Genomic DNA, 25,939 nt, shown 5'->3' on the forward strand with positions numbered 1-25,939 from the left:
CACAGATCAGGGCTGGGCCATACCTTTTTTGGAGGTATCGGGCCGTTTTTCCGCACCGGGAACGGTGCGGATGCGGGCTTTCAGGGCTTCCGGCGCAGCCGTGCGGCAAAAAAGCCGTCGAGACCGGAAAGAGCTGGATTGCCAAGGTCGAAGCCCGCCGGCGTGGTGCGCAGCGTGCCTTGCGGCGTGACGAAGGCGGCGATGCCCTCGGCGTCGTCGGCCTCGTCGGCCCGAATCGGGTCGTCGTCGACATCCGCCACTTCCGCCAGGAAGGCGCGATGAAGATCCTCGCCCTCGATGGGGTCGAGCGAACAGTTGGAAAAGACAATGCGGCCGCCGGGACGCACCAGCGTCACCGCGCGTTCGAGCAGCCGGCGCTGCAGGTCGGCCAGCTTCTGGATATCGGCCGGCGTCTTGGTCCAGGGCACGTCGGGATGACGGCGCACGGTGCCGGTCGACGAGCAGGGCGCGTCGAGCAGAACGGCATCGAAAAGCTCTGCCGGCGCGAAGGCGAGCAAGTCGGATTGGACGATCTCGGCCTTCATGCCGAGCCGGTCGAGATTCTGGCCGAGCCGGACCAGCCTGTTTTTCGACGCGTCGACTGCCGTCACCCTGGCGCCCGCCAACACGAGCTGCGCGGTCTTGCCGCCGGGGGCAGCACATAGGTCGGCAACGCGTTTGCCGGCAATATCGCCGAAAAGCCTGGCCGGCAGGGCAGCGGCGGCGTCCTGCACCCACCAGGCGCCTTCAGCGAAGCCGGGCAGTTCGGGCACCGGCGCGGGCAGCTTTTCCACGCGCACCGTTCCGGTCGGCAGGACGATGCCGCCGAGCCGTTCAGCCCAGAGCGTCGGATCGGCTTTCACCGTGAAATCGACCGGCGCCTCGAGCCGGTGCGCGGCGAGGATCGTCCGCGCGGCTTCGGAGCCATAGGCGGCGCGCAAGCGTTCCGCGAACCAGGCCGGGGCGTCGTCGGTGGCGGCAAGCACCTTTGGAAGCTCGGCATTCTTGGCGCGTACCAGTGTTCTCAGCACGCCGTTGACGAGGCCGGAAAAACGCGCGGTGCGCGGATCGGCCTTGGCGTGGGTGACGGCGAGATCGACGGCGGCGCTGTCGGGCACATCGAGGAACAGCACCTGTGCGGCTGCCACATGCAGGATGTGCGACAGCGTGGTGGCGTTGGCGGGCAAGGGTTTTTCCAGCCGGCGCGCGAGCAGGCCCGCAATGGTCATGCGATGGCGCAGCGCCGTCACCAGAATGGCGCGCACCAGCGCGCGGTCGCGCCCGTCGAGCGCGCGGTATTGCGGGTGGCCATGTTCGTTGTCGGTCAGCCCGTCGAGCGGCGTATGCGCGTCGATCACGGCAGCCAGCAGCCGCGCCGCCGCCTTGCGCGCGGTAAGGCCGGGTGCTTCGGGCGTGTCGTCCTGGCGGTGCGACGTCGGCTTGCGGGCAGCCCTGCCGTCCTGCCTCACGACCACGGGCCCTTCGGCCCGGTCGGGTTGCGACCCCACGGATTGGGTTGCGGCTGCTCGGGCTCGTCAGCACGCGGGCCGGCGCCGTCAGCGCTGCCCCATGGGCCAGTCGTATCGGCCTGCGGATGCCGGGGAGACGGCGGTGCTGCCTGCTGTGTTGCTTCGCGGCCGTAGTCGCGGCCGTTCGTCTGCGCGTTTCCGGCCGGGCCCATCTGAGCCGCCATCGCCTGCAGCGCGGCAATGCGGTTTTCCGTATTCGGGTGGGTGGAGAAAAGATTATCCATGCGCTCGCCGGAAAGCGGGTTGATGATGAACAGATGCGCGGTCGCCGGATTGCGTTCGGCATCGTCGTTGCGGATGCGTTCGGCTCCGCGAGCGATCTTGTCAAGGGCAGAAGCGAGCCACAGCGGGTGGCCGCAGATTTCGGCGCCGCGCCGGTCGGCCTCGTATTCGCGGGTGCGGCTGACCGCCATCTGCACGATCATGGCGGCGAAGGGCGCGACGATCATCGCCACCAGCACGCCGACGAAACCAAGCGGGTTGTTGTTCTCCCGGCTGCCGCCGAAGAAGAAGGCGAAGTTGCCGAGCATGGAAATGGCGCCGGCAAAGGTTGCAACGATGGTCATGGTCAGCGTGTCGCGGTGCTGCACATGGGCAAGCTCGTGCGCCATGACGGCGGCGACCTCTTCATGCGACAGGCGCTGCAACAGCCCCGTCGAGGCGGCGACGGCGGCATTCTGCGGATTGCGGCCGGTGGCAAACGCGTTGGGTTGATCTGTGTCGATCAGATAGACGCGCGGCATCGGCAGGCCGGCATTGGCGGCGAGGCTCTTCACGATGGCGTAGAATTCCGGAGCGCTGCGCTCGTCGACCTCGACGGCGTGGTTCATCGACAGCACCATCTTGTCGGCATTCCAATAGCTGAACAGATTGGTGCCCGCGGCGATGATCAGCGCGATCATCATGCCGCCGGAACCGCCGATCAGATAGCCGACACCCATGAACAGCGCCGTCATCGCGGCGAGAAGCATGGCTGTGCGCATCGTGTTCAAATGTTTCTCCATCGCCTGGAAGGGTCGATCCCTTGCCCTGGTTCCACTATATGATGGGAAGAAGGCCAACCCGTTTCAATCCATCGGAAAGATCGCATGCCGGACGAAAACCGCAAGCCGAACGAGACTTCGGGGCAAACCGACCAGGACAAGGCGCTGACGCCGGCAGCGCGGCGGGCGCTGGCCGAGGCGGAAGCGCGGCGCTCGGCCTACCGGCAGGCCGAGGCGGCCTTGCCCAAGGAATTCGGCGGCCGTGGCGGCAACGATCCCAACCGCTACGGCGATTGGGAAGTGAAAGGCCTGACCAGCGATTTCTGAACGGCCTCTCGCGTCCCGGTTCCCCGATCCGCGATGGCGCCCGGACAGGGTGTTGTCGGCGCGAATGCGCCAGGCGACCGGTCGATAGTTACGGGTTGCGCGAAAAACTTTACCCGGCATTCACCCCTCTTCCATTTTTGGCGTCGCGAAAAGTCCGAAATTTACCAAGCCGCCACCGGTCCTCTGGCAAATGCCGACGATCAAGCGGGAATCCTGCGCGGACGGATCGGGCGATCCGCCGGCGGGACGGGAAGGGCAATGTTGCGTTTCATCGAGTTCAGACAATTGGTCCGCCGTTTCGGTGACAACCGAAGCGGCAATTTCATGGTTGTGGCCGGGGTCGTCATCGCGGTCTTGGTGCTGGCGGTGGGCTTCGGCGTCGGCACCGCGCAATTGATGAATGCCAAATCCGCGCTCGGCGCCGCCGTCGATGCGGCGGTTACTTCGACGACACGCGATCTCACCCTTGGAAACGTCACCGAGCAGCAAGCGAGCGCATCGGTGAAGGCGTTCCTTGATGCCAACAGCGGCGGCGGCGGTGCTCTGCCATCTGGCAAGATCGTGCTCGACAGGGTGACGCTGAACCGCTCGGCCTATACGGTCGAGGTCGCCGCGCATGTCGACGTGCCGCTGTTCTTCCCGGTGTTCGGTCTCGAGAAGACGCGCCGGGTTTCACAGACAAGTGCGGCGGCCTATTCGTTCAGGCAGATCGAGGTGGCGATGATCCTCGACGTGACCGGCTCGATGAAAGAAAACGACAAGATCGGCGCGCTGAGGACCGCGGCCGCGAAGGCCGTCGACATCATCTTCAAGGATCAGAATCCCAATCGCCCGCGTGTGCGGGTGGCGGTCGTGCCTTATGCGAATTCGGTCAATGTCGGCAGCACGCTGGCGGCAAGTTCCGTTTTCGTGGAACCGACGGCGAACGATCGTGGACAAGCGCCCGGCAGCAACGAGCCCCGGCCTCCCGGGAGCTCGTACAACCCGAACGGTTGCGCCACCGAACGCAAGGGTGCCTACCAATATACCGACGACGGGCCGCAGGCGTCCATGGTCAATCGTGATTATCTGCTGGCCGAGTTCGTCTCGCAAGGCAATCGCGGCTATGGCACCAGGGATTGTCCGGAAGCAGCGATGATGCCGCTGACGGCGGACGCGGCGGCACTGAAGTCAAGGATTGCTTCCTTTGCCGCATCCGGCGGCACGGCGGGCCATATCGGCATCCAATGGGGCTGGTACATGCTGTCGCCGAAATGGGCCGGCGCCTTGGCTCAGTCGCAGCAGCCGGAGCCTTTCGACACCACCAAGGTTTCCAAATATGCGATCCTGATGACCGACGGCGAGTTCAACCTCTCCTATTTCGACGTTGACTCTCCCGACGCCGTCTACAACGACTACGGCAAACCTGCGACGCGGAATGCCGCGACGACGCTGTGCACGAAGATGAAGGCGCAAGGCATCGAGATCTTCACGATCGGCTTCGACCTGACAGAGGTGAACGCGAAGGGGACGCTGCAAAGCTGCGCCAGTCCCGATACCGGCGGGCTGAGGCATTTCTATCAGGCATCGACGGGGACGGAGCTGGAAAAGGCCTTCACGACGATCGCCTCCAACATGCAGAGGCTGGCGCTGACGAAATAGCCGGCCGGCCAAGCCACTTCGCCCGAAACGGAAAAGGCCGCCACATCTTTCGATGGGCGGCCTTCCGTGGCTTTCGTCCAGGCGCGGCTCGTGGCCACGATCCCTTCGGACCGTGCGCCGCGCGTCACGCGCTTCAGCGGAGAGGCTGCTCTCCGTGAAGGCGATCCGCCGGGATCACGCTCTGGAAAACGAAATCACTCGACATCGGATCACCTCCTTTCAGTTCGTTGAACACTTCGCCAAGGTGGGGTGTTTCGCGGCGAAGCGCAAGTGCACGGCTGCAACAGTTTTTAGGCCGCCGCGACAAGCGCCGGCATACCGGGCTTGGCGAAATGCAGGACGTCATAGGCCGCGCCACGTTCCGGCTGGCGCGCTGCCTCCGCCGAAAGCAGGAAACGCGACAGCCGCCAGCTGGCCAGATCGATCGCGGTGATGGCGGCGAAGCTGCCCGGCTGCTTGACGGCCGCCGTGTTGCGTTCGCCCTCGCGGCGGCGCAGCGCCGAAAAATCGGTATCGGCGTCGAGCAGGATATCCTCGCGGTAGACCGAGCGCGCAATGCCGGAAGAGCCGATATGGATATCCAGCGGCAGCCACGTCTCGATGGCGGGGCGGCCGAAGCCGTCGATCACCTTGCGGAAACGCTCGCCGGTGATGAAATCCACCGCCGCTTCGTCGTCCAGCCACAGATAGAGCGAGGAATAGGCGTTGTTGAGCGCGCCGTTTTCGCCACGCCGCTGCGCAATGAAGGCCTTGAAGCCGAGGCCGGGTGTGTCGTCCCAGTCGGGTCCGAGCTTCGTCGCGCGCTCGACAATCCTGCCCATGTCGTAATCGGCCGGCAGACGGTGGATGTATTGTTTCATCAGCATGGCGGTGCTCCTTGTCTCGGCAGCAACTTGCCATCACTGAGTCATTGTGAAAATGTATGTATACATATATCTGCCATAAGAATTGGAAATGAATAATCCGGCGAAGATCCTCGATATCGACACGGTGCGGGCGTTCGTGCTTGTCGCCGATCTCGGCAGTTTCACCCGGGCGGCCGAAGCGCTGGATACCGCGCAGGCGACGGTCAGCCTGAAGCTGAAGCGGCTGGAGGGCCTGCTCGGCCATCGCCTTTTGGAACGAACGCCGCGCCATGTCGCCTTGTCCGGAGACGGCGAGCGCTTCCTTCCCGCCGCCCGCAACCTGCTCGATGCCCATCAGCGCGCGCTGGCCGGTGTCCGAACCGCGCCGCCCAGCCGGCTGACGCTTGGCATCAGCGATCATGTCGCCGGAGCGGAGCTGCCGACATTGCTTGCAAGGCTGAACGCCTACGATCCGACGCTGGTGGTGGAGGTGAGGGTGTCGTCATCGCGCGATGTGATCGCCCGCTATGGCCAGGGCGAACTGGACGCGGCGATTGCACGGCGCGGCGAGGAAGGCGCCGACGGCGAGACGCTGTTTCGCGAGCCGTTTGGCTGGTTCGCGGCCCCGTCCTTCGCGTATCGCCCGGGCGAGCCGCTTCGGCTCGCAACGCTGGCCGCACCCTGTGGTATCCGTACATTGGCCATCGACGCGCTGGACGAGGCCGGCCTGCCGTGGACGGAAGCGTTTGTCGGCGGCGGGGTTCTGGCGCTCGGCGCGGCGGTTAGCGCCGGGCTTGCCGTGGCCACGCTGGCGCATCGCGTGGCGCCGACCGGCGCCATCGAGGTCGGCGAAGCGTTCGGCCTGCCGCGGCTACCGGCGCAGGATGTGGTGCTGATGGCGCGACCGGCGCGGCGCGAAGCCCGCGACGTGCTGAAAGTCCTCGCCGCCGCCTTCAGGGGCGCGGCGGCGAGATAGGGATTTCCGCTCAGGCCTTCTTGTTCTGGCGGTTCGCGACGAGGTCGTCGACCACGGCCGGGTCGGCCAGCGTCGAGGTGTCGCCGAGCGCGCCGAAATCGTCCTCGGCGATCTTGCGCAGGATGCGGCGCATGATCTTGCCGGACCGCGTCTTCGGCAGGCCGGGCGCGAACTGGATCTTGTCGGGCGAGGCGATGGCACCGATCTCCTTGCGCACATGCGCGACAAGTTCCTTGCGCAGATCCTCCGTCGGCACCACGCCGGCCATCAGCGTGACATAGGAGTAGATGCCCTGGCCCTTGATGTCGTGCGGGTAGCCGACGACGGCGGCCTCGGAGACCTTGTCGTGGGCGACGAGCGCGGATTCCACTTCGGCCGTGCCCATGCGGTGGCCCGACACATTGATGACGTCGTCGACGCGGCCGGTGATCCAGTAATAGCCATCGGCATCGCGGCGGCAGCCGTCACCGGTGAAGTACTTGCCCTTGTAGGTAGAGAAGTAGGTCTGGATGAAGCGCTCATGGTCGCCATAGACGGTGCGCATCTGGCCCGGCCAAGAGTCGGTGATGCAGAGATTGCCGTCGGCAGCCCCTTCCAGCACCTTGCCGTCATTGTCGACCAGTTCAGGCTTCACGCCGAAGAAGGGACGCGTCGCCGAGCCGGCCTTGAGATCGGTGGCGCCGGGCAGCGGCGTGATCAGGATGCCGCCGGTTTCGGTCTGCCACCAGGTGTCGACGATCGGCACCTTCTTCTCGCCGACGACGTTGAAATACCATTCCCAGGCTTCTGGGTTGATCGGCTCGCCGACCGAGCCCAGCACGCGCAGGCTCTTGCGCGAGGTCTTCTTCACCGGCGCCTCGCCGGCACCCATCAGCGCGCGGATGGCGGTTGGGGCGGTGTAGAAGATGTTGACCTGGTGCTTGTCGACCACTTCCCAGAAGCGCGAGACGCTCGGGTAGTTGGGCACGCCCTCGAACATCAGCGTGGTGGCGCCGTTGGCGAGCGGACCGTAGAGAATGTAGCTGTGGCCAGTCACCCAGCCGACATCGGCCGTGCACCAGTAAATATCGCCGTCGTGATAGTCGAAGACATATTGGTGGGTCATCGAGGCGTAGACGAGATAGCCGCCGGTGGTGTGCAGCACACCCTTGGGCTTGCCGGTCGAGCCCGAGGTGTAGAGGATGAACAGCGGGTCTTCCGCCTTCATCTTCTCGGGCTTGCACTCGGCCTTAACGGTCCGGACTTCGTCATGATACCAGAGGTCGCGGCCCTCGACCCAGCCGATCTTGCCGCCGGTGCGACGCACCACGACCACCGACTTCACGGTCATCTTCTGCTTGGCGGCGATCTCCACCGCCTTGTCGGTGTTCTCCTTCAGCGGAATGGTCTTGCCGCCGCGCAGGCCTTCGTCGGCGGTGATGACGAAGGTCGAGGCGGCGTCGACGATGCGGCCGGCCAGTGCGTCCGGCGAGAAGCCGCCGAAGACGACCGAGTGGACGGCGCCCAGCCGGGTGCAGGCCAGCATCGCATAGGCCGCTTCCGGGATCATCGGCATGTAGATGGTGACACGGTCGCCCTTCTTGACGCCGTGCTTCTTCATCACATTGGCGAGCCGGCAGACATGCTCGTGCAGCTCGCTATAGGTGATCTTCTTGTCGTCGTAAGGATTGTCGCCCTCCCAGATGATCGCCACCTGGTCGCCGCGCTTCTTCAGGTGGCGGTCGATGCAGTTGTAGGAGACGTTGGTCAGACCGTCCTCGAACCATTTGATCGAGACCTTGCCGTCGAACGAGGTGTTCTTGACCTTGGTGTAGGGCTTGAACCAGTCGATGCGCTTGCCGTGCTTGCCCCAGAACTTGTCCGGGTTCTTCACGCTGTCGGCATACCATTTGAGATAGGTGTCGTTGTCGATCAGCGCATTCTTCTTCCACGCCGGCTGAACGCGATGGACCTTCGCCTCGGACATGTCTTGGTCTTCCTCCTGAGATCGGCCGCGCGATGGCGGCAACACGGCTGGCAGCCGCGAAATCGCCGGCATTTATTACCAGTTCGGGGGCTGCGGCAATATTAGACATTGGGTTTGTGCGATACCTGCCCCGAACGGCCGGGCATCTGGAGCAAATTTGCGTGAAAATGCTCATACTGCGCCAAGTGCGGTGAACCGAAATGCCGCGCCGAACGTTATAAAGACGTGGTTAACATTCGAAGCGCACAGTCTTTACAGGAGGAACTGCAAGACCAGCTTGCGAGCACAACCATGCGCGACCATCCCGAACTGGAACTTCTCCTCAAAGGCTACGGTCTGACGACCGCCCGCATCCTCTATCATTTCCCCGATCATCCGCATTTGCTGCAGACCTATGTCTGGCAAGACTACGACATCGCGCCGAAATTCCCGGCGCTGTTCGGCTTCATCGAGTTCTGGAAACAGAAGCTGGAAGGGCCGCTGCATTCGATCTGCTTCACGCACAAGACGCTGATTTCGGCCAATGAATGGCGCAAGGTCGACGGCGAGATCGTTCTGCACTAGCCGACGGGACCGGACCAATTGAAACCGAGGTCGGCGCCGGTCAATCGAATTCCGTGACTGGCTGATTGGCCTTGCGGCCGCGAACGTTTCATGTGCGGGCTCCTACTCCATTTTTCGAGGAAGAGCTTATGAAAACCAAGATGTTCGCGGGCGTTGCCTTTGCCGCCCTTATGGCTTTCGCGTCGACCGCCCGGGCAGATATCGTGTTCGGCCTCGTTGCGCCGCTGACCGGCCCGGTCGCCGCCTATGGCGACCAGGTCAAGAACGGCGCCCAGGCGGCCGTCGACACCATCAACAAGAACGGCGGCATCCTCGGCGAAAAGGTCGTGCTGAAGCTGGCCGACGATGCCGGCGATCCGAAGCAGGGCGTTTCCGCCGCCAACCAGCTGGTTGGTGAAAGCGTGAAGTTCGTTGTCGGTCCGGTCACGTCGGGCGTGGCCATTCCGGCCTCGGACGTGTTCGCCGAGAACGGCGTTCTGATGGTGACGCCGACCGCCACCGCGCCCGGCCTGACCGCCCGCGGCCTGACCAACGTGCTGCGCACCTGCGGCCGCGACGACCAGCAGGCGGAAGTGGCCGCTGCCTATGTGGTGAAGAACCTGAAGGACAAGAAGGTCGCCATCGTCGATGACAAGGGCACCTACGGCAAGGGTCTGGCCGACGCCTTCAAGAAGGCGATCAATGCCGGCGGCGTCAAGGAAGTCAGCCACAATTCGCTGACACCGGGCGAGAAGGATCTTTCGGCGCTGGTCACGCGCCTGAAGTCCGACGGCGCCGAGGTGATCTATTTCGGCGGCTATCACCCTGAAGGCGGCCTGCTCGCCCGTCAGCTCGCCGACGCCGGCGTCAAGGCGCTGATCATCGGCGGCGAAGGCCTGTCCAACACCGAATACTGGGCGATCGGCAACCAGGCCGCCGCCGGCACGCTCTTCACCAACGCCACCGACGCGCTGAAGAACCCGGATTCGGCCGAAGCCGTCGCCGTTCTGAAGGAAAAGAACATTCCGGCGGAAGCCTTCACGCTCAACGCCTATGCCGCCGTCCAGGTGCTGAAGGCCGGCATCGAAAAGGCCGGCAAGGCCGACGATGCGGCTGCCGTGGCAAAGGCGCTGAAGGGCGGCGAGGCGATCCCGACCGCCATCGGCAAATTGACCTATGGCGAGACCGGCGACCTGACCAGCCCGAGCTTCTCGCTGTTCAAGTGGGACAACGGCAAGATCGTCGCGGCCGAGTAAGGTTCGCGGCATAAAAACAAGAAGGCCGGGAGTTTCCCGGCCTTTTCTTTTGATCCGATGGCCACTCAATCCGCCCAAGGATTGACTATGGCGAGGCCGGTATCTTCGAAGTCGGCGACATTGCGGGTCACGATCGTCAATCCGTGGACTGCCGCTGTCGCCGCGATCAGGCCGTCGGGAACTCCTCGCGTGCGTAGTGCGGCGATCCTTCCCCATTCGATGGCGATACGTTCGTCAATACCAAGAATTCGATTGCCATAGTCGTGTCTGAGCATTTGCAGCCATACGGCGAGGTGGTTAGCCGTCGTCGGATCGTGGCGCTGCTTCATGTGAATGCCGCGCGCAATTTCGCCAAGTGTGACGACGCTCAGAGACAGATCTCCGCGCTCCCGATCGGCTAGCCATTTCGTCACTGCCGGTTGGCGCTTGCGAGCGGCCGAAACCACATTAGTGTCGAGAAGAAACATATGGCTGCCGATCAGAAATCGATGTCGCGCGATGGCGTTTTGTCGCGCCGATTGACCTCCTCGACGAAATCGTCGTCCCACACCGGGCCGGTGAGCAGGAATTCCGCAAGCGATGGCTTCTTCGCGGAAAGCGCTTCATATTCTTCAGCAGAGAGAACGACCGCCGCGGGCTTGCCGCGCAGGGTGATAGTCTGCGGACCCTCTTCGCGAGCCCGCTGCACCAGTTTCGATAGATTGTTCTTCGCGTCCTGAAGATGCCAGTTCATAAACATCACCTAGCTAGCTTGGCTAGCTTGTAATATGCGCCTTGCCCCAAATCCAATCAAGGGTCGCGACTAGCGTGTCCCGAAAATGGCCGAGCCGACACGCACCGAGGTGGCGCCAAAGGCCACGGCCAGCTCGTAGTCGCCGGACATGCCCATCGACAGTTTTTCGACGCCGGCCTGGCGGGCGAGCTTTTCCAGCAGCGCGAAATGCGGGCCGGGGTTCTCATCGGCCGGCGGAATGCACATCAGCCCCTCGATGGCGAGGCCGTGCACGCCGCGGCAGCGTTCGACGAAGGCGACGGCGTCCTTGGGCTCGATGCCGGCCTTCTGCGGTTCCGAGCCGGTGTTGACCTGCACATAGAGTTTTGGCGCCTTGCCCTGGCGGGCAATTTCCTTCGCCAGTTCCGCGGCGATCTTTTCGCGGTCGACGGTTTCGATACAGTCGAAGAGGGCAACCGCCTCCTTGGCCTTGTTCGATTGCAGCGGGCCGATCAGGTGGAGCTCGACGCCGGGGAATTGCTCGCGCAACGCCGGCCATTTGCCTTGCGCTTCCTGGACGCGGTTTTCGCCGAAGACGCGCTGGCCGGCGGCAAGCACCGGGCGGATGGCGTCGGCCTCGAAGGTCTTGGAGACGGCGACCAGTGTCACCGTCGTGGCCGTCCGGTTCGCTTCGCGCTCGGCTGTCGCGATCCTGGCGTTGACCGCCTCGAGTTGCTGAACCGCGTCACTCATGTGGCATCCCGTCCTGATCCTGCTGTTTTTGCCGGGCGTTGCGGCCCATATGGTTGACGGGTTCCCGAAAGCATGGTGAAGACCCGGACCATGTCCTTGAACCACCGGATCAGCCGGCGGTTTCCCGCATGCTTTGTAAGTGAAAAACCGGCCATGGCAACCGAACGATACAACCCCCGCGCTGCAGAGCCCAAGTGGCAGACGGCATGGGACGAGGCCAAGCTCTTCGAGACGAAGAACGACGATCCGCGGCCGAAATACTATGTGCTCGAGATGTTCCCCTATCCGTCGGGACGCATCCATATGGGCCATGTGCGCAACTACACGATGGGCGACGTGGTGGCGCGCTGGCGCCGCGCCATGGGCTACAACGTGCTGCATCCGATGGGCTGGGACGCCTTCGGCCTGCCGGCCGAGAACGCCGCGCGCGACAACAAGGTCAACCCGCGCGACTGGACCTACGCCAACATCGCCACCATGAAGGCCCAGCTGAAGACGATGGGCCTGTCGCTCGACTGGGCGCGCGAACTCGCGACCTGCGACCCGAGCTACTACAAGCACCAGCAGAAGATGTTCCTGGACTTCTGGCGCGCCGGCCTGGTCGAGCGCAAGTCGGCCAAGGTCAACTGGGATCCGGAAGACATGACCGTGCTCGCCAACGAGCAGGTCATCGACGGCCGTGGCTGGCGCTCGGGCGCGCCGGTCGAGCAGCGCGACCTGACGCAGTGGTTCTTCAAGATCACCTCGATGAGCCAGGACCTGCTGGACAGCCTGGACACGCTGGACAAGTGGCCGGAGAAAGTCCGCGTCATGCAGGCCAACTGGATCGGCCGCTCCGAAGGCATGCTGATTCGCTGGGCACTGGCCAATCCGCCAGCCGGCGAGAGCGAACTCGAGGTCTACACGACGCGGCCCGATACCATCTTCGGCGCCTCCTTCGTGGCGATCGCCGCCGATCATCCCCTGGCAAAGAAGGCCGCCGCCGACAATCCCGACCTCGCCGCCTTCATCGAGGAGGTGCGCCACATGGGCACTTCGGCGGCCGCGCTTGAGACAGCCGAGAAGAGAGGTTTCGACACCGGCCTGCGCGTCGTCCACCCGTTCGACGAGAACTGGACGCTGCCGGTCTATGTCGCCAATTTCGTTCTGATGGACTATGGCACCGGCGCCATTTTCGGCTGCCCGGGGCACGATCAGCGCGACCTCGACTTCGCTAACAAATACGGTCTGCCGGTTGTCCCGGTGGTGCTGCCGGACGGCGCCGATCCGCAGGGTTTCCAGGTCACCGAAGAGGCCTTTGTCGACGATGGCGCGATGATCAATTCGCGCTTCCTCAACGGCATGCGGTTCAAGGAGGCCTTCGACGAAGTCGCGACAAGGCTGTCCGGCGTCACCATCGGCAATCGCCCGCAGGGCGAGCGCAAGGTGCAGTTCCGCCTGCGCGACTGGCTGATCTCGCGCCAGCGCTACTGGGGCTGCCCGATCCCGGTCATCCACTGCGAGGCCTGCGGCGCCGTGCCGGTGCCGGCCAAGGACCTGCCGGTGGAATTGCCGACGGACGTCACCTTCGACAAGCCGGGCAATCCGCTCGACCATCATCCGACCTGGAAGCACGCCAATTGCCCGCAATGCGGCAAGCCGGCCAGGCGCGATACCGACACGATGGACACATTTGTCGATTCGTCGTGGTATTTCGCCCGTTTCACCGACCCGTGGAACGAGAAGGCGCCGACGACGCTCGCCCATGTCGACGGCAGGCAAGGCTGGCTGCCGGTCAACCAGTATATCGGCGGCATCGAGCACGCGATCCTGCATCTGCTCTATTCGCGCTTCTTCACCCGCGCCATGACCGTCACCGGCCATCTCAACGAGGTGAAGGAGCCGTTCGAGGGCATGTTCACCCAGGGCATGGTGGTGCACGAGACCTACCGCGCCGGCAGCGGCCCCAGCGCTCGCTGGGTGCAGCCGGTCGAGGTCAAGATCGAGGACATCGATGGCGCGCGCCGCGCTTCGCTGCTGTCGGATGGCAGCCCGGTCGAGATCGGCCCGATCGAGAAGATGTCGAAGTCCAAGAAGAACGTCGTCGATCCCGACGATATTCTGGCGAGCTATGGCGCCGATACGGCACGCTGGTTCGTGCTGTCGGATTCGCCGCCCGAACGCGATGTGATCTGGACGGAAGCCGGCGTCGAGGGCGCGCATCGTTTCGTGCAGCGTGTGTGGAGACTGGTTTCCGAAACCGCGCCGCAACTGGCTGGCGTCGAACCCAGGACCGCGGTCGACGGCGAAGCTGGCGCTATCTCGAAGGCCGCCCACAAGATCGTCAAGGCCGTTGGCGAGGACATCGAGCGCCTGTCCTTCAACAAGGCTGTCGCCCGGCTCTACGAACTGGTCAATGCGATCCAGACGCCGGCGGCGGCGCTTGCAGAGGGCAAGGCCGATGCGGCGAGCGCGCAGGCGCTGCGCCAGTCGATCGAGATGCTGGTGGTGATGATCGCGCCGATGATGCCGCACCTGGCGGAAGAGTGCTGGTCGGCGCTCGGCGGCAAGGGGTTCATTGCGAATCAGCCTTGGCCAACCTTTGATCCGGCGCTGGTGGTCGACAATGAAGTCGTCTATCCGGTGCAGATCAACGGCAAGAAACGCGGTGATTTGACAATCGCCCGCGACGCGGACCAAGCTGCCGTCGAACAGGCCACCATGGCCTTGGACTTCGTTCAGAAGGCGCTCGAGGGCAAGGCGCCGCGCAAGGTGATCGTCGTGCCCCAGAGGATCGTCAATGTCGTTGCCTGACAATCACAAGACAGGCGCGGCGCTTCTGCGCCGCTTTGCTCTGTTCGGCCTGCTTGCCGGCATGGCTCTGGTTTCGGCCTGCCAGGTGCGGCCGCTTTATTCGAAGGCGCCGCTGTCGCCGGGTTCGACGGTCGGCGCGCGCGAGGAACTGGCCTCGATCGCGGTCAAGCCCGTGTCTTCGCGCTACGCGCAGCAGGTGCGCAACAACCTGATCTTCGGGCTCACCGGCGGTTCCGAACGGACGGCCGCGCCCGCCTATTCGCTGACGCTCAACGTGACCGAATCGGTGATCGCGTCGGCGAGCGTTCAGGTCGCCACCGACCAGGATCAGCCGACTGCCGGTACCGTCATTATGAGCGCATCCTATACGCTCACCGACGCCAAGACCGGCAAGTCCGTATCGACGGGTTCGCGCTCGATTTCGTCATCTTTCGACAAGCCGAGCCAGGAATTCGCGTCCTATCGCGCGCAGATTGATGCCGAGAATCGCGCGGCCCGCGAACTGGCCGAGCTGCTGCATCTGGCGCTGGCGCAGGATCTGGCAAAACAAGGCGCCAAATAGAGCTGCGGGCCGCGATGCCAGGGGGTCGCCGGAGCGTCGCATCATGCGCCTGACCGGACTGGTCGCCGAGGGTTATCGTTCGTTGAAGTCGATCCGGCTGGAATTCGGCCAGGTCGGGCTGTTCGTCGGTGAAAACGGCGTTGGCAAATCCAATCTCTATCGTGCGCTGCAATTGATCAAAGCCGCGGGCCAGGGCTCGCTTGCCTACGAGATCGCACGCGAAGGCGGCATGCAATCGGCGCTTTGGTCGGGCGGGCGCCGCCTGGCGCAACCGGCGCGCGTGATCCTCGGCGCCGAGCTCGAGAATGACGAGACGGCCGCGAAGTTCTCCTATCAGGTTGAGATCGGCCTGCCGCCGCCTGTTTCAGCCGGCTTTGCCTTCGAGCCGCAGGTCAAGGAAGAAAAATTGTCCGTGGAAGCCGGTCGTCGACCGGTCGAGATGATGACACGCAAAGGCCCGGCCGCCTTTGCCCGCGACGGCGACGGACGGCGTGTCGAATATCCGGTGCGTCTGCTCAACTCGGAGACAGCGCTGGCGATGCTGGGTGCCTCGGGCCGTTATCCGGAAGCCGGCGATCTGCGCGCCGCTGTTGCCGGCTGGCGTTTTTATCATGGTTTCCGCACCGACCGCGATTCTCCGGCCAGGAAACCGTCTCTCGCGATTACCTCGACGATGCTCGATGAGGATGGCGGCAACCTGGCCGCGGTGTTCGCGACGCTGGCCCATATCCGGCAGGACACGGTCGATCTCGATCGGGCCGTGGCCGATGCGCTCGGCGCGGAACTGGATGTTCCCGAACCGGGAGAGGCGGCAACCTTCGGCCTGAAGTTGCCGGAGTTTCCGCAGCGCCTGTTTCGGCCGGAAGAACTGTCCGACGGGCAGATGCGCTTCCTGGCGCTGGCCGGTGCGCTGATGTCCTATCGCCTGCCGGGGCTGATCGCGCTCAATGAGCCGGAAGCGAGCCTGCATCCGCGCATGCTGCCGGCGCTGGCCGATATGATCGCCAAGGCGGCGGAGCGCACCCAGCTGTGGGTGGTGACCCATTCGCAGGAACTGGCCGCGCTGATCACGGATCGCACCGGAGCCCAGGCGCTCGCCATGGTGCGGATCGACGGCGCAACCGCGATCGAGGGCCTCGGCATCACCGGCCGGCTGTCGGACGAGGACTGACAGCCTTACCGCGCGCTGGGCACCGCGACGCGGGGCCTTACAAGGTTCCATCCCAGCGTCATGCCGGCGGCGGCGATGAGGATGGCGGCGGCGCCGACCAGCTGCAGCGGCTGCAGGCGCTGACCGAAGGCCAGGAAATCGGCGGCGATGGCGACGACCGGGTAGATGAAGGACAATGCCCCGACGAGGTTGGTCGGCAGCTTCTGGATGGCGCCGTAGAGCAGGATGTACATCAGCCCTGTGTGGATGACGCCGATGGCGGCGAGCAGCGCCCAGCTGCGCCAATCCGTCGGCAATGCCGTCAAATTGGCGAAGGGGGCGAGCATGAGAATGCCGACCGTGACCTGGATCAGCGCGATGAGATGCGGAGGCACGCCCTTCAGCTTCTTGGCGACGATCGCGGCAATCGCATAAAAGAACGCTGCGCCCAGCGCCAAAAGGATGCCGGCCAGATAGTTCGAGCCGACATGGCCGGCATTCGATTTTGCCTGGACGATCAGCAGCATTCCGGCAAAGGCAATGGCCAGCCAGGTCAGCTTGGCGATGGTGAGCCGTTCGCCGAACAAAAATGCGCCCAAAGCCACCAGCATGAAGGGCTGCGTGTTGTAGACCGCGGTGGCGATCGAAATCGAGGCGCGCGGGAATGCGGCGAAGAGCAGCAGCCAGTTGGAAACGATGGCGACGCCGCCGACGACCGCATAGGCGAACTGGCGGCGCGAGATCACATCCGGCCTGAACAGGCCGAGCGCGGCGCAGACGATCAGCAGCGTGACGGCGCCGAAGGCGCAGCGCCAGAAGACCACGTCCATGACCGGCTGGCCCGACAGGACCACGAACAGTCCTATCGTTCCCGAAATCATCATTGCGGCGGTCATTTCGACCGTACCACGCGTCTTCTCTGACATCTCGCGACCCTTCTTCCCGACAGGCCGCTTTTGTAAGCCCGGGTCGGATCGAAAACCATGCTTTGGATAAGGTGTTTGCGGAGCGATGCCTAATTCTGTAAGGTGCTCAAACACAGAATCCTAAGGATGTGTGATGCTGGACGATCTTGACCGACGCATTGTCGAAATCCTGGTCGACGATGCGCGCATTTCGCTGAAGGAACTGGCGAGCCGCGTGAACCTGTCTTCGCCGAGTGCGTCGGAACGGTTGCGGCGGCTGGAGGAGCGCGGTGTCATCCGCGCTTTCACGGTGGATATCGATCCCGCCGCGCTCGGCTATACGCTGCAGGCGATCGTGCGCATCAAGCCGCTGCCTGGCAGGCTGCACGCGGTGCAGAAGCTGATCGAGGAGATTCCCGAGTTCACCGAATGCGACAAGGTGACGGGCGACGACTGTTTCGTCGCGCGGCTGCTTATCCGTTCGATCAGCGACCTTGACCAGATCCTCGACAAGATCACCGACAAGGCCGAGACCAGCAGCGCCATCGTCAAGGCGCAGCCGGTGAAGCGACGGCTGCCGCCATTTTCCTGAGCATTTTCGGGCATGAAAAAACCGGCGCCGCGAGGGCGCCGGTTTCGGTCTTCATTCGACGGCTTGTCGAAATCAGCTGATCTTCTGGCCGGTCTTTGCCCAGTCGGCGAGGAACTGCTCGAGGCCCTTGTCGGTGAGCGGATGCTTGACCAATGCCTTCAGCGTCGCCGGCGGGATGGTGGCGACGTCGGCGCCGATCAATGCGGCGCGCTTGACGTGGTCGGGCGTGCGGATCGACGCGGCCAGGATCTCGGTGTCGAAGCCGTAATTGTCATAGACCTGGCGGATCTCGGCGATCACCTCCATGCCGTCAAAGCCCATGTCGTCGAGACGGCCGATGAAGGGCGAGATGAAGGTGGCGCCGGCCTTGGCGGCGAGCAGCGCCTGGTTGGCCGAGAAGCAGAGCGTGACATTGACCATGCGGCCCTCGGCGCGGATGGCGCGGCAGGCCTTGAGGCCGTCAAGCGTCAGCGGCACCTTGATGCAGACATTGTCGGCGATCTTGGCGAGCACCTTGGCTTCCTTCATCATTCCGTCGTAGTCGGTGGCGGTGACTTCGGCCGAAACCGGGCCTTCGACGATGTCGCAGATCTGCTTGGTGACTTCGTCGATCTTGCCGCCGGATTTCAGGATCAGCGACGGGTTGGTGGTGACGCCGTCCAGCAAACCAAGCGCGTTGAGTTCCTGGATCTCTTTTACATCAGCAGTGTCGACGAAGAATTTCATGGTGATCTCCTTGGGAAGGAATAAGGCAGTTCGCCCGGGGTTTGGCGCCGCCCTTTGCTCTAGACCAAAGTCGGGGCAAGGTCACGCCTGATGAAAGAAGATTCGCCCTTCATGACGGCCGCACCGGTGCTGGTGCCGATGCCCGCCGAACGCGCCTATACCTATGCCGTGCCCGAAGGCATGCTGGTGGTGCCGGGTTCCATCGTGCGCGTGCCGCTGGGACCGAGGCTGGTGGCGGGTGTCGTCTGGGACGGGGCGGTCGAACGGGTCGAGGCGAAGAAGCTGAGACCCATCGACCACGTCTTCGATTGCCCGCCGATCGACCACGACATGCGACGCTTCGTCGACTGGATCGCGCAATACACGCTGACGCCGCCGGGCCTTGTCGCGCGCATGCTGTTGCGTGCGCCGGAAGCTTTCGACCCCGAGCCGTGGATCGAAGGGCTGCAGCGCACCGCGATCGCGCCCGACCGGATGACGGCGGCGCGGGCGCGGGTGCTGGAAACCGCCGATGGCGGGCTGGCCTGGACCCGGTCGGGCCTCGCGCACGCGGCCGGCGTTTCCTCGACCGTCATCGACGGGCTGAAGGCACAAGGCGCGTTCGAGACGGTGATGATCCCGCCACGGCCCGTCGTGGCGCCGCCGGACCCGACCTATGCCCGGTCGGAACTGACGCCGGACCAGGCCGCGGCGGCGGAAACGCTGCACGCCAGCGCATCGGCCGGGGCCTTCGGCGTCACCCTGCTGGACGGCGTCACCGGCTCGGGCAAGACGGAGGTCTATTTCGAGGCGGTGGCGGCGGCGCTCGACAAGGGCAGGCAGGTGCTCATCCTGCTGCCGGAAATCGCGCTCACCCATGCCTTCCTGGAACGCTTCCAGTCGCGCTTCGGCGCCAAGCCGGCGGAATGGCATTCCGACCTCGCGCCAAAGACCCGCGAACGGGTGTGGCGGCAGGTGGCGGAAGGTACGGTGCGGGTGGTGGCCGGCGCGCGCTCGGCATTGTTCCTGCCGTTCAAGGAGCTTGGCCTGATCGTCGTCGACGAAGAACACGACCCGGCCTACAAGCAGGAGGACCGTGTCTTCTACAATGCGCGCGACATGGCGGTGGTGCGCGGCCATATCGGCGCGTTCCCGGTCGTGCTGGCTTCCGCCACGCCTTCGGTGGAAAGCCAGGTCAATGCCAATCAGGGCCGTTATGGCCGGGTCGACCTGCCGACGCGCTTCGCGGAGGCGGCGCTGCCCACCTTGCGCTCGATCGACATGCGCCGCGCGCCGCCGCCGCGCGGCGGCTTCCTGTCGCCGCTGCTCGTGGCGGAGATGGGCAAGACCCTGGAAAAGGGCGAGCAGTCGCTGCTGTTCCTCAACCGGCGCGGTTATGCGCCGCTGACGCTGTGCCGGGTCTGCGGTCACCGTTTCGGCTGTCCGGTCTGCTCGTCCTGGCTGGTCGAACACCGGTTCCGCGGACAGCTCGTCTGTCATCATTGCGGGCACAACGAGAAACGGCCTGACGCCTGCCCGGAATGCGGCACGTTCGACCATCTGGTGGCATGCGGGCCGGGCGTGGAGCGCATCGCCGAAGAGGTGGTGGCAACCTTTCCGGAAGCGCGGACCATCGTGCTCTCCTCCGACCTCGTCGGGGGCGTGCGGCGGCTGCGGCTCGAACTTGAGGCGATCGCCAACGGCGACGCCGATATCGTCATCGGCACGCAACTCGTCGCCAAGGGTCACAATTTCCCGAACATGACGCTGGTCGGCGTCGTCGATGCCGATCTCGGCCTCGCCAATGGCGACCCGCGCGCCGCCGAGCGCACGTTCCAGCTCTTGTCGCAGGTCACCGGCCGCGCCGGGCGCACCGGCAAGAAGAGCCTCGGCCTTTTGCAGACCTATCAACCGGACCACCCGGTGATGAAGGCGATCGTTTCGGGCGATGCCGCTGCCTTCTACGAGCGCGAGATCGCCGAGCGCGAACGTGCCGCGCTGCCGCCCTTCGGCCGGCTGGCCGGCATCATCGTCAGCGCGGAGACCCGGCAGGAAGCGGAGGCGCATGCGCGCGGCCTGCGTCGCGCGGTGCCCGAGGCGTCGGATATCTTCGTGCTGGGTCCCGCCGAAGCGCCGCTGGCGCTGGTCGGCGGCCGCCACCGGTTCCGTCTTTTGATCCATGGCGAGAAGCGTTCGGACATTCAGGGCTTCGTGCGCCGCATGCTGGCCGACGGGCCAAAGCTGCGCGGCTCGGTGCGGGTGAGCGTCGACATCGACCCGCAGAGTTTCCTTTGAGGAGGACGTCCATGAAGACGCTTGGCCTGATCGGCGGCATGAGCTGGGAATCGACGGCGATCTACTATCGCCTGCTCAACGAGATCGTGCGGGAACGGCTTGGTGGGCTGCATTCGGCCGAGCTTTTGCTCTACTCATTCGATTTCGCCGCCATCGCGGCGCATCAGAGCGCCGGCGATTGGGATGCCGCCGCCAGGCTGCTTGCCGATGTCGCGCGCCGACTGGAGGGCGCCGGAGCGGAAGGCCTTCTGATCTGCACCAACACCATGCACCGCATGGCGGACGAGGTGCAGGCCGCCGTTTCCATCCCGCTCATCCATATCGCGGATGCCACGGCCGGTACGATGAAGCGGGCCGGGGCGACGAAGCCGGCGCTGCTCGCCACCGCCTTCACCATGGAACAGGATTTCTACAAGGGCAGGCTGGCGCGCAGGCACGGCATGGCCCCGGTCGTTCCCGACGCGGAAGGCCGCGCCATGGTCCACCGCGTCATCTATGAGGAACTGTGCCGTGGCGTGGTGAGCAAGGCATCGAAGACGGCCTATATCGCCGAGGTCGCGAAGATGCGGCAGGCCAACGAGATCGACAGCGTCATCATGGGTTGCACCGAAATCACCATGCTGATCGGCCAGGACGATTTTGACCTACCGGTGTTCGACACGACCAGGATCCACGCCGAAGCGGCGGTGGAGTTCGCGCTGGGTTGAAAAAGCTTTGACCTGCCCGTTTTTCGATCATTGGGCTGATTTCGCGAGCCGCCATTGTCCATGAAAACCGAACTCGACTTTCATCCACTCTCGCGTGAACGGCACGTCGATGCGGTGGCGGCATTTTTCGAGCGGGCGGCCGACTATGTGATGTTCGAGAGCGGGCAGCTTGCCGATGCGTCGACAGCCGGCGCCTTCTTCGAAGACCGTGCGCCCGGCTGCGATCCCGGCGATTCGTTGAAATCCGCGTGCGCCAGGGCGGACGGCGGAATCATTGGCATTGCCGACATGTCTTTCGGCTATCCGGAAAAACCCGATGCCTATATCGGGCTCCTGCTCATCGATCCCGGCGTCCGTTCGCAAGGTGTTGGTCGGCAGTTCCTGGAGTGCCTCGTCAACGAGGCGCGGTTGCGGAAGTGCAAGCGGATGCCGGTCGCGGTGCTGGATGAAAATGCGCGCGGTCGGGCCTTCTGGGAACGCGAGGGATTTGTGATCGAGAAGAGTTTTGAACCACGACAGATCGGTTCCAAAGTCCACGTGTTACACCGGCTGACCAGAGCCTTGTGAACCCGTTCCTCATCGGTTCTGTCCACAACGCCTAGTGGCAAGGTTTGTCAGGACAGTTTCCTTGCATGGAAACTTTTGATTGCGACTGGAAGGTCATCCAGATAGTTTCTTTGGAAGGAAACTATCTGGATTTGCTCATGTCGCTGACGCTCTACATCCATCCGCTCGCCTCGTTCTGCCACAAGGTGCTGATCGCCTTCTATGAGAACGCTGTCGACTTCCGTTCCGAGACGGTTGACCTGATGGAAGCCGGCTCGACGGCGGACCATCTGGCTCGCTGGCCGGTGGGCAAGATCCCGGTGCTGCACGATGGCGCCCGCAACCGCGTGGTGCCGGAAACCAGCATCATCATCGAATATGTCCAGCAGCATTACCCCGGTTCGCTGCCGATGCTGCCCCGCAACGAGGAGCAGCGGCTGGACGCCCGCCTGTGGGATCGCTTCTTCGACCTTTATGTCGGCGTGCCGATGCAGAAGATCGTCACCGACCGGCTGCGCCCAGCCGGCGGCAACGATGCCATCGGCGTTGCCGACGCGCATCGCGCGCTCGACACCGCCTATGCGATGATCGACGGCCAGATGGCCGACAAGACATGGGCGACCGGCGACGATTTCACCATTGCCGATTGCGCCGCGACGCCCGGCCTGTTCTTCGGCTCGATGGTCCATCCATTCGCGCCCGACCAGCATCATCTGCGCGCCTATTTCGAGCGCCTGCTGGCACGGCCTTCGATCAAGAGAACGCTCGAGGAAGCGCGGCCGTTCTTCTCGATGTTCCCCTATCGCGAAGTGATGCCGGAGCGTTTCGCGAACGGCTCCGCTTTCGCCTGAGGTGGTGCGATGCAGCAAGCCCAAACTCTCGACCGCATCTTCCTGGCGCTCGCCGATCCCGGCCGGCGCGGCATGATCGAACAGCTGGCGCGCGGGCCGGCCACGGTGAAAGAACTGGCGCGACCAACCAACATGCGCCTGCCGTCGGCGGTGAAACACCTGAAAGTGCTGGAGGAGGGCGGCATCGTGGCGTCGCGCAAGGCCGGCCGCACCCGCACCTATAGCATGCGGCGGGATGCGTTCCTGGCCGTCAACGACTGGGTGCAGGCGCGCGAGACCGCGCTTAATGCGGCCTTCGACCGGCTCGTCCAAGCCATCGCCGATATGCCCGAAGAGGAATGATCATGGCTATCGAACACAAGACCTTCGTCGTCGAGCGCATGTTGGCGGCAAGTCCGAAACACGCCTTCCGCTTCTTTTCCGAGCCGGCGCTGAAGGAGCGCTGGACCGGCTGTCACCCCGACTGGACGGTGCTGGAGGAGCGCTTCGATTTCCAGATCGGCGGCGTCGAGGCCAAACGCTGGCGCATGACCAACGGACAGGAACAAACCTTCCTCGCCCATTATCTCGATATCGTGCCGGCCCGGCGCATCATCTATGCCTTCGACATGACGTCCGCGGGCGAGCGCGTCTCGGCCTCGCTGGCCACCGTCGAGCTGATGGCGGAGGGCGCCGGCACCCGCATGGTGTTCACCGAGCAGATGGCCTATCTCGGCGATGCGGCCTCGATGCGCCAGCGCATTGCCGGTACCGGCGACGGTCTGGACCGGCTGGTCGATATCATCGCCATGGATGTCGCCAGCGTGCATTGAACAGCACGGCGTCGCCGAAATCGACCGCCGATGACGGCTAGCCGTCCCGGGTGCCGGCGGTGACGGCGGCGAGCCAGCGGCGGACGATCTTCTGCTCGTCCTGCGAATAGCCGGCGGCGAGGTCGGCTTCCAGGAGACGCACGCGGTCGCGCGCCTCGGCATAGATGGTTTTGCCCTTTTCGCTCAATTCGAGCTGGCGGATGCGTTCGTTGGCGGCGTGGCGGCGCTTGACGATCAATCCGGCCTTTTCGAGATTGGCGATGATGACGCTGAGCGTCTGCGGCGTCAAAAGCGCGGTGCGCGCCAGATCGGCATTGGAGAGGCCGGGATAGGCGCCCAGCATCGCCATCACCGCGAATTGCGGCTGGGTGATGCCGAGATCGACCAGGGCTGCCTCCATGCGGTAGCGATAGGCACCCGCGGCCTGGCGCAGCAGATAGCCGAAATAGCCATCCTCGCCACGCTTGCCCTCGCCGGCACGCGGTATCGGTTTCTCGGGCTTTGTCCTGGTTATGATGCCGTCCCCCTGCTTAACTGGCGTGGCCATCGTGTCCGTCGGGCATCGGGATCGTCAAGGGGCCGCAATTCTCGTCGGCGATGAACATGGCGAGCAGCGATGCCGGCTCGGTCTTGCTGGCGTTCTCGGCATAGAGGTGGATCGCCCCGGTCGGCTCGAACCAGCTCTGCCCCTCGGTGTAGGTCATTGGCGGCTCGCCGGCGAGCTGTGACTTGAGCGTGCCCTTGAGCACGAAGGCAGTGACATTGCCGGGATGGCGATGGCGCGGCGTGTAGGCGTCGGGCGGGAAGTTGACGATCGCCATGGTGACGGCCTTGCCGGTAATGTCGGGCAGCGGCGTGCAGGAAATCGGCTTGATCTCGGTGACCGGCCGGCCGGACGCGCTGACAGGCGAGGCGCTTTCGGCCATATGGATTGTTGCCGGGCGCGGCGATGTCGCCAGCGCATGGAAACCGGCGATGCTGGCGCCGATCGCCGCGGCGGCGGTCAGGCCGCCGAGATAGTACCGCTTGCGCCGGCCGCTGAAGATCTCGGCTTCGAAACCCTGGCTGCTCATGCCCGGGCCCTCCTGAAACCGGCACGCCAGCCGAGCTCGGCGACGGCCTTGTCGGTGGACACCTGCTCGTTCGGTTCGGCGATGTTGTAGGCGCCGGCCGTGCCGCGCTCGACGGCAAGCAGGGCGGCATGGGCTGCGGCGTCGACATGCACCGACGCGCCTGGTTTCGGCGCGTCCGCCCCGGTGCCGGGGCCGTAGAGCTGGCCGTATCGCAGCACGATGCCGTCCATGCCGGGTGCGCCAAGAACCTGGCGTTCCAGCGCGATGACGCCGTTCACGCTTATGGCGCGTGGACCTTCAGCGCCGGCGTCGAGCGGGTCCTGTTCGCCGTGCGGCAGTGGCCCGGGCGCATAGGCCCAGGCGATGCTCTGCGCGATCAGCCGCTTCACGTCGGCTTTTCTCGCCGCCTCGATCAGATTGCGGGTGCCCTCGTCGCGGATGCGGGCGTTGCCGGCGATCGCGGTGGCCATCCGCGCCGGGTCGAGGCCTTGCGGCAGGTCGGTCAACTGGTGGACGACGATGGTCGGGCGGGCGGCAAGCATCGCCGCCGACAGGGCCGCTGCATCGAACACGTCGACGATCACCGGATTGGCGCCGGCGCTCTGCAGTTCCGTCGCCTTGGAAGCGGAGCGGGTCGTGCCCCAGACCGTATGGCCTGCCTCGATCAAAAGCGGCACGAGGCGGCGTCCAATCGCCCCGGTGGCGCCAGCGACGAAAATCCGATGAGCCATCTCGCTCTCCTTCATGTATCAAAGCACTGATATCAGTGTGCTGATAATAAGTCAATCGGGCACCGTGCGCTGCCGGCCAGGCGCCGGCCGTGCTTGACTTCCCAAGGCGATGATCTTCAATGCGGCGCACGCTTTCGAGGGGATCCGAGCAAATGGCATTTTCGTTTCCATGGCCGACCAGCCACGGTGAATGGCTCGCCTGGTCGAGCGCGGCCGTCACGCTCGTCCTGGGTCTGGCGCTGTTCTTCGCGCCCGGCCTCTGCTTCAAGCTCCTGCGGCTCCAGCCCAAGCCGGAGAAACCCGAGGCGATCGCCGAGGGGCGCGCCCGCATGGCCGGTTTCTACCTGGGCGTCGGGCTGTGCGCGATCCTGCTTGCCCAGCCGCTGCTCTACATGGCGCTCGGCTTCTCCTGGCTGTTCACCGCCTTCGGAAGAATCCTCGCCATGATGTCCGACGGAGCCAACACGCCCTACAACTGGGCGGCGGTCGTGGTGGAGATCGTGCTGGCGGCAATGCCGCTCGCCTTCGCCTTCGGCTTTTTGCCCTGAATCGCGCCGAATCCGGCCGCGCCCATTGAACTCGACCGCTGGATGCGACAAAAGTGCCTTGAAAGCGTGTCCGTGGACGCATTGCGGTCCTGAAAAGCCTGTGCTAGACGGCAACCGACTTTCGGCCGGGGAACAGCG

The 25,939-nt window shown here is 64.5% G+C and carries 28 protein-coding genes; 16 read left to right on the forward strand and 12 right to left on the reverse strand.

The window, feature by feature from the left end:
- Positions 1-80 precede the first annotated feature (80 nt).
- Together FZF13_RS11335 and htpX are read right to left on the reverse strand one after the other, a co-directional pair.
- The gene (locus tag FZF13_RS11335; protein ID WP_244431199.1) at positions 81-1,469 is read right to left on the reverse strand and encodes an RsmB/NOP family class I SAM-dependent RNA methyltransferase; all 1,389 of its coding nucleotides are present in this window, start codon (positions 1,467-1,469) and stop codon (positions 81-83) included.
- Positions 1,466-2,521, reverse strand: a complete 1,056-nt coding sequence (htpX, locus tag FZF13_RS11340; protein WP_024923045.1) for a zinc metalloprotease HtpX — start codon at positions 2,519-2,521, stop codon at positions 1,466-1,468. The genes FZF13_RS11335 and htpX overlap by 4 nt, the downstream gene beginning before the upstream one ends.
- 96 nt (positions 2,522-2,617) lie before the next feature.
- Here htpX and FZF13_RS11345 point away from each other — a divergent pair, with 96 nt between their 5' ends.
- Together FZF13_RS11345 and FZF13_RS11350 are read left to right on the forward strand one after the other, a co-directional pair.
- The gene (locus FZF13_RS11345) at positions 2,618-2,839 is read left to right on the forward strand and encodes a DUF1674 domain-containing protein (protein ID WP_024923044.1); all 222 of its coding nucleotides are present in this window, start codon (positions 2,618-2,620) and stop codon (positions 2,837-2,839) included.
- A gap of 258 nt (positions 2,840-3,097) precedes the next feature.
- Positions 3,098-4,480 (forward strand): vWA domain-containing protein, encoded by a 1,383-nt coding sequence (locus FZF13_RS11350; RefSeq protein ID WP_024923043.1) that lies wholly within the window; start codon positions 3,098-3,100, stop codon positions 4,478-4,480.
- A 290-nt stretch (positions 4,481-4,770) separates the two neighbouring features.
- Here FZF13_RS11350 and FZF13_RS11355 read toward each other — a convergent pair whose 3' ends face one another.
- Complete coding sequence (locus FZF13_RS11355) at positions 4,771-5,346, reverse strand: DUF4865 family protein (protein WP_024923042.1); 576 nt, start codon at positions 5,344-5,346, stop codon at positions 4,771-4,773.
- 88 nt (positions 5,347-5,434) lie between these two features.
- Between FZF13_RS11355 and FZF13_RS11360 the strand changes: the two genes are divergently transcribed.
- Positions 5,435-6,301 carry a LysR substrate-binding domain-containing protein gene (locus tag FZF13_RS11360; protein WP_024923041.1) on the forward strand — a complete coding sequence of 289 codons (867 nt, stop codon included), beginning with the start codon at positions 5,435-5,437 and terminating at the stop codon, positions 6,299-6,301.
- Between the two features lie 10 nt (positions 6,302-6,311).
- On the opposite strand, the gene acs is transcribed toward FZF13_RS11360, so the two are convergent.
- The gene (acs, locus tag FZF13_RS11365) at positions 6,312-8,267 is read right to left on the reverse strand and encodes an acetate--CoA ligase (protein WP_024923040.1); all 1,956 of its coding nucleotides are present in this window, start codon (positions 8,265-8,267) and stop codon (positions 6,312-6,314) included.
- A 291-nt stretch (positions 8,268-8,558) separates the two neighbouring features.
- On the opposite strand from acs, the gene FZF13_RS11370 reads away from it, so the two are divergent.
- Positions 8,559-8,831: an usg protein gene (locus FZF13_RS11370; RefSeq protein WP_024923039.1), complete on the forward strand. Its 273-nt coding sequence runs from the start codon at positions 8,559-8,561 to the stop codon at positions 8,829-8,831.
- A gap of 128 nt (positions 8,832-8,959) precedes the next feature.
- Complete coding sequence (locus FZF13_RS11375) at positions 8,960-10,066, forward strand: branched-chain amino acid ABC transporter substrate-binding protein (RefSeq protein ID WP_024923038.1); 1,107 nt, start codon at positions 8,960-8,962, stop codon at positions 10,064-10,066.
- Between the two features lie 65 nt (positions 10,067-10,131).
- Here FZF13_RS11375 and FZF13_RS11380 read toward each other — a convergent pair whose 3' ends face one another.
- The 3 genes from FZF13_RS11380 to FZF13_RS11390 form a co-directional block, all read right to left on the reverse strand.
- Complete coding sequence (locus FZF13_RS11380; protein WP_024923037.1) at positions 10,132-10,533, reverse strand: type II toxin-antitoxin system VapC family toxin; 402 nt, start codon at positions 10,531-10,533, stop codon at positions 10,132-10,134.
- 11 nt (positions 10,534-10,544) lie between these two features.
- Entirely contained in the window at positions 10,545-10,799 is a 255-nt protein-coding gene (locus FZF13_RS11385) for a type II toxin-antitoxin system Phd/YefM family antitoxin (RefSeq protein WP_024923036.1), read from the reverse strand.
- A 69-nt stretch (positions 10,800-10,868) separates the two neighbouring features.
- Positions 10,869-11,531 carry a YggS family pyridoxal phosphate-dependent enzyme gene (locus FZF13_RS11390; protein ID WP_024923035.1) on the reverse strand — a complete coding sequence of 221 codons (663 nt, stop codon included), beginning with the start codon at positions 11,529-11,531 and terminating at the stop codon, positions 10,869-10,871.
- 153 nt (positions 11,532-11,684) lie between these two features.
- Here FZF13_RS11390 and leuS point away from each other — a divergent pair, with 153 nt between their 5' ends.
- The 3 genes from leuS to FZF13_RS11405 are packed head-to-tail and all read left to right on the forward strand — an operon-like array spanning position 11,685 to position 16,057.
- Complete coding sequence (gene leuS / locus FZF13_RS11395) at positions 11,685-14,324, forward strand: leucine--tRNA ligase (RefSeq protein WP_024923034.1); 2,640 nt, start codon at positions 11,685-11,687, stop codon at positions 14,322-14,324.
- On the forward strand, positions 14,311-14,886 hold the full coding sequence (gene lptE / locus FZF13_RS11400) for an LPS assembly lipoprotein LptE (RefSeq protein WP_024923033.1): 576 nt from the start codon (positions 14,311-14,313) through the stop codon (positions 14,884-14,886). Before leuS ends, lptE begins: the two co-directional genes overlap by 14 nt.
- 43 nt (positions 14,887-14,929) lie before the next feature.
- Positions 14,930-16,057: an AAA family ATPase gene (locus tag FZF13_RS11405; protein ID WP_024923032.1), complete on the forward strand. Its 1,128-nt coding sequence runs from the start codon at positions 14,930-14,932 to the stop codon at positions 16,055-16,057.
- A gap of 5 nt (positions 16,058-16,062) precedes the next feature.
- On the opposite strand, the gene FZF13_RS11410 is transcribed toward FZF13_RS11405, so the two are convergent.
- Positions 16,063-16,962, reverse strand: a complete 900-nt coding sequence (locus tag FZF13_RS11410) for a DMT family transporter (protein WP_024923031.1) — start codon at positions 16,960-16,962, stop codon at positions 16,063-16,065.
- Between the two features lie 133 nt (positions 16,963-17,095).
- Between FZF13_RS11410 and FZF13_RS11415 the strand changes: the two genes are divergently transcribed.
- Positions 17,096-17,533 carry an Lrp/AsnC family transcriptional regulator gene (locus tag FZF13_RS11415; RefSeq protein WP_024923030.1) on the forward strand — a complete coding sequence of 146 codons (438 nt, stop codon included), beginning with the start codon at positions 17,096-17,098 and terminating at the stop codon, positions 17,531-17,533.
- 72 nt (positions 17,534-17,605) lie between these two features.
- Here the strand turns inward: FZF13_RS11415 and fsa are convergent, their stop codons facing one another.
- Entirely contained in the window at positions 17,606-18,259 is a 654-nt protein-coding gene (gene fsa / locus FZF13_RS11420) for a fructose-6-phosphate aldolase (protein ID WP_024923029.1), read from the reverse strand.
- A gap of 90 nt (positions 18,260-18,349) precedes the next feature.
- Here fsa and FZF13_RS11425 point away from each other — a divergent pair, with 90 nt between their 5' ends.
- From FZF13_RS11425 to FZF13_RS11450, 6 genes are all read left to right on the forward strand, one after another.
- Positions 18,350-20,533, forward strand: a complete 2,184-nt coding sequence (locus tag FZF13_RS11425; RefSeq protein WP_024923028.1) for a primosomal protein N' — start codon at positions 18,350-18,352, stop codon at positions 20,531-20,533.
- A gap of 11 nt (positions 20,534-20,544) precedes the next feature.
- Complete coding sequence (locus tag FZF13_RS11430; RefSeq protein ID WP_024923027.1) at positions 20,545-21,240, forward strand: aspartate/glutamate racemase family protein; 696 nt, start codon at positions 20,545-20,547, stop codon at positions 21,238-21,240.
- A gap of 60 nt (positions 21,241-21,300) precedes the next feature.
- On the forward strand, positions 21,301-21,807 hold the full coding sequence (locus FZF13_RS11435; RefSeq protein WP_024923026.1) for a GNAT family N-acetyltransferase: 507 nt from the start codon (positions 21,301-21,303) through the stop codon (positions 21,805-21,807).
- Between the two features lie 137 nt (positions 21,808-21,944).
- Positions 21,945-22,637: a glutathione S-transferase family protein gene (locus tag FZF13_RS11440; protein ID WP_024923025.1), complete on the forward strand. Its 693-nt coding sequence runs from the start codon at positions 21,945-21,947 to the stop codon at positions 22,635-22,637.
- A gap of 9 nt (positions 22,638-22,646) precedes the next feature.
- The gene (locus FZF13_RS11445) at positions 22,647-22,979 is read left to right on the forward strand and encodes an ArsR/SmtB family transcription factor (RefSeq protein ID WP_024923024.1); all 333 of its coding nucleotides are present in this window, start codon (positions 22,647-22,649) and stop codon (positions 22,977-22,979) included.
- Positions 22,980-22,981: 2 nt separating this feature from the next.
- The gene (locus FZF13_RS11450) at positions 22,982-23,449 is read left to right on the forward strand and encodes an SRPBCC family protein (RefSeq protein ID WP_081766838.1); all 468 of its coding nucleotides are present in this window, start codon (positions 22,982-22,984) and stop codon (positions 23,447-23,449) included.
- Positions 23,450-23,486: 37 nt separating this feature from the next.
- Here FZF13_RS11450 and FZF13_RS11455 read toward each other — a convergent pair whose 3' ends face one another.
- From FZF13_RS11455 to FZF13_RS11465, 3 genes are read right to left on the reverse strand one after another with little or no spacing between them, the layout of a single operon-like run.
- Positions 23,487-23,996, reverse strand: coding sequence for a MarR family winged helix-turn-helix transcriptional regulator (locus FZF13_RS11455; protein WP_051504818.1), 510 nt, complete (start codon positions 23,994-23,996; stop codon positions 23,487-23,489).
- Positions 23,980-24,522: a cupin domain-containing protein gene (locus FZF13_RS11460; RefSeq protein WP_024923021.1), complete on the reverse strand. Its 543-nt coding sequence runs from the start codon at positions 24,520-24,522 to the stop codon at positions 23,980-23,982. Before FZF13_RS11460 ends, FZF13_RS11455 begins: the two co-directional genes overlap by 17 nt.
- On the reverse strand, positions 24,519-25,253 hold the full coding sequence (locus FZF13_RS11465; RefSeq protein ID WP_024923020.1) for an NAD-dependent epimerase/dehydratase family protein: 735 nt from the start codon (positions 25,251-25,253) through the stop codon (positions 24,519-24,521). The genes FZF13_RS11460 and FZF13_RS11465 overlap by 4 nt, the downstream gene beginning before the upstream one ends.
- A 152-nt stretch (positions 25,254-25,405) precedes the next feature.
- On the opposite strand from FZF13_RS11465, the gene FZF13_RS11470 reads away from it, so the two are divergent.
- Positions 25,406-25,801: an AGROH133_08824 family phage infection protein gene (locus FZF13_RS11470; protein WP_024923019.1), complete on the forward strand. Its 396-nt coding sequence runs from the start codon at positions 25,406-25,408 to the stop codon at positions 25,799-25,801.
- The last annotated feature ends 138 nt before the right edge of the window (positions 25,802-25,939 follow it).

The sequence above is a fragment of the Mesorhizobium terrae genome (assembly GCF_008727715.1).
Classification (GTDB): Bacteria; Pseudomonadota; Alphaproteobacteria; order Rhizobiales; family Rhizobiaceae; genus Mesorhizobium; species Mesorhizobium terrae.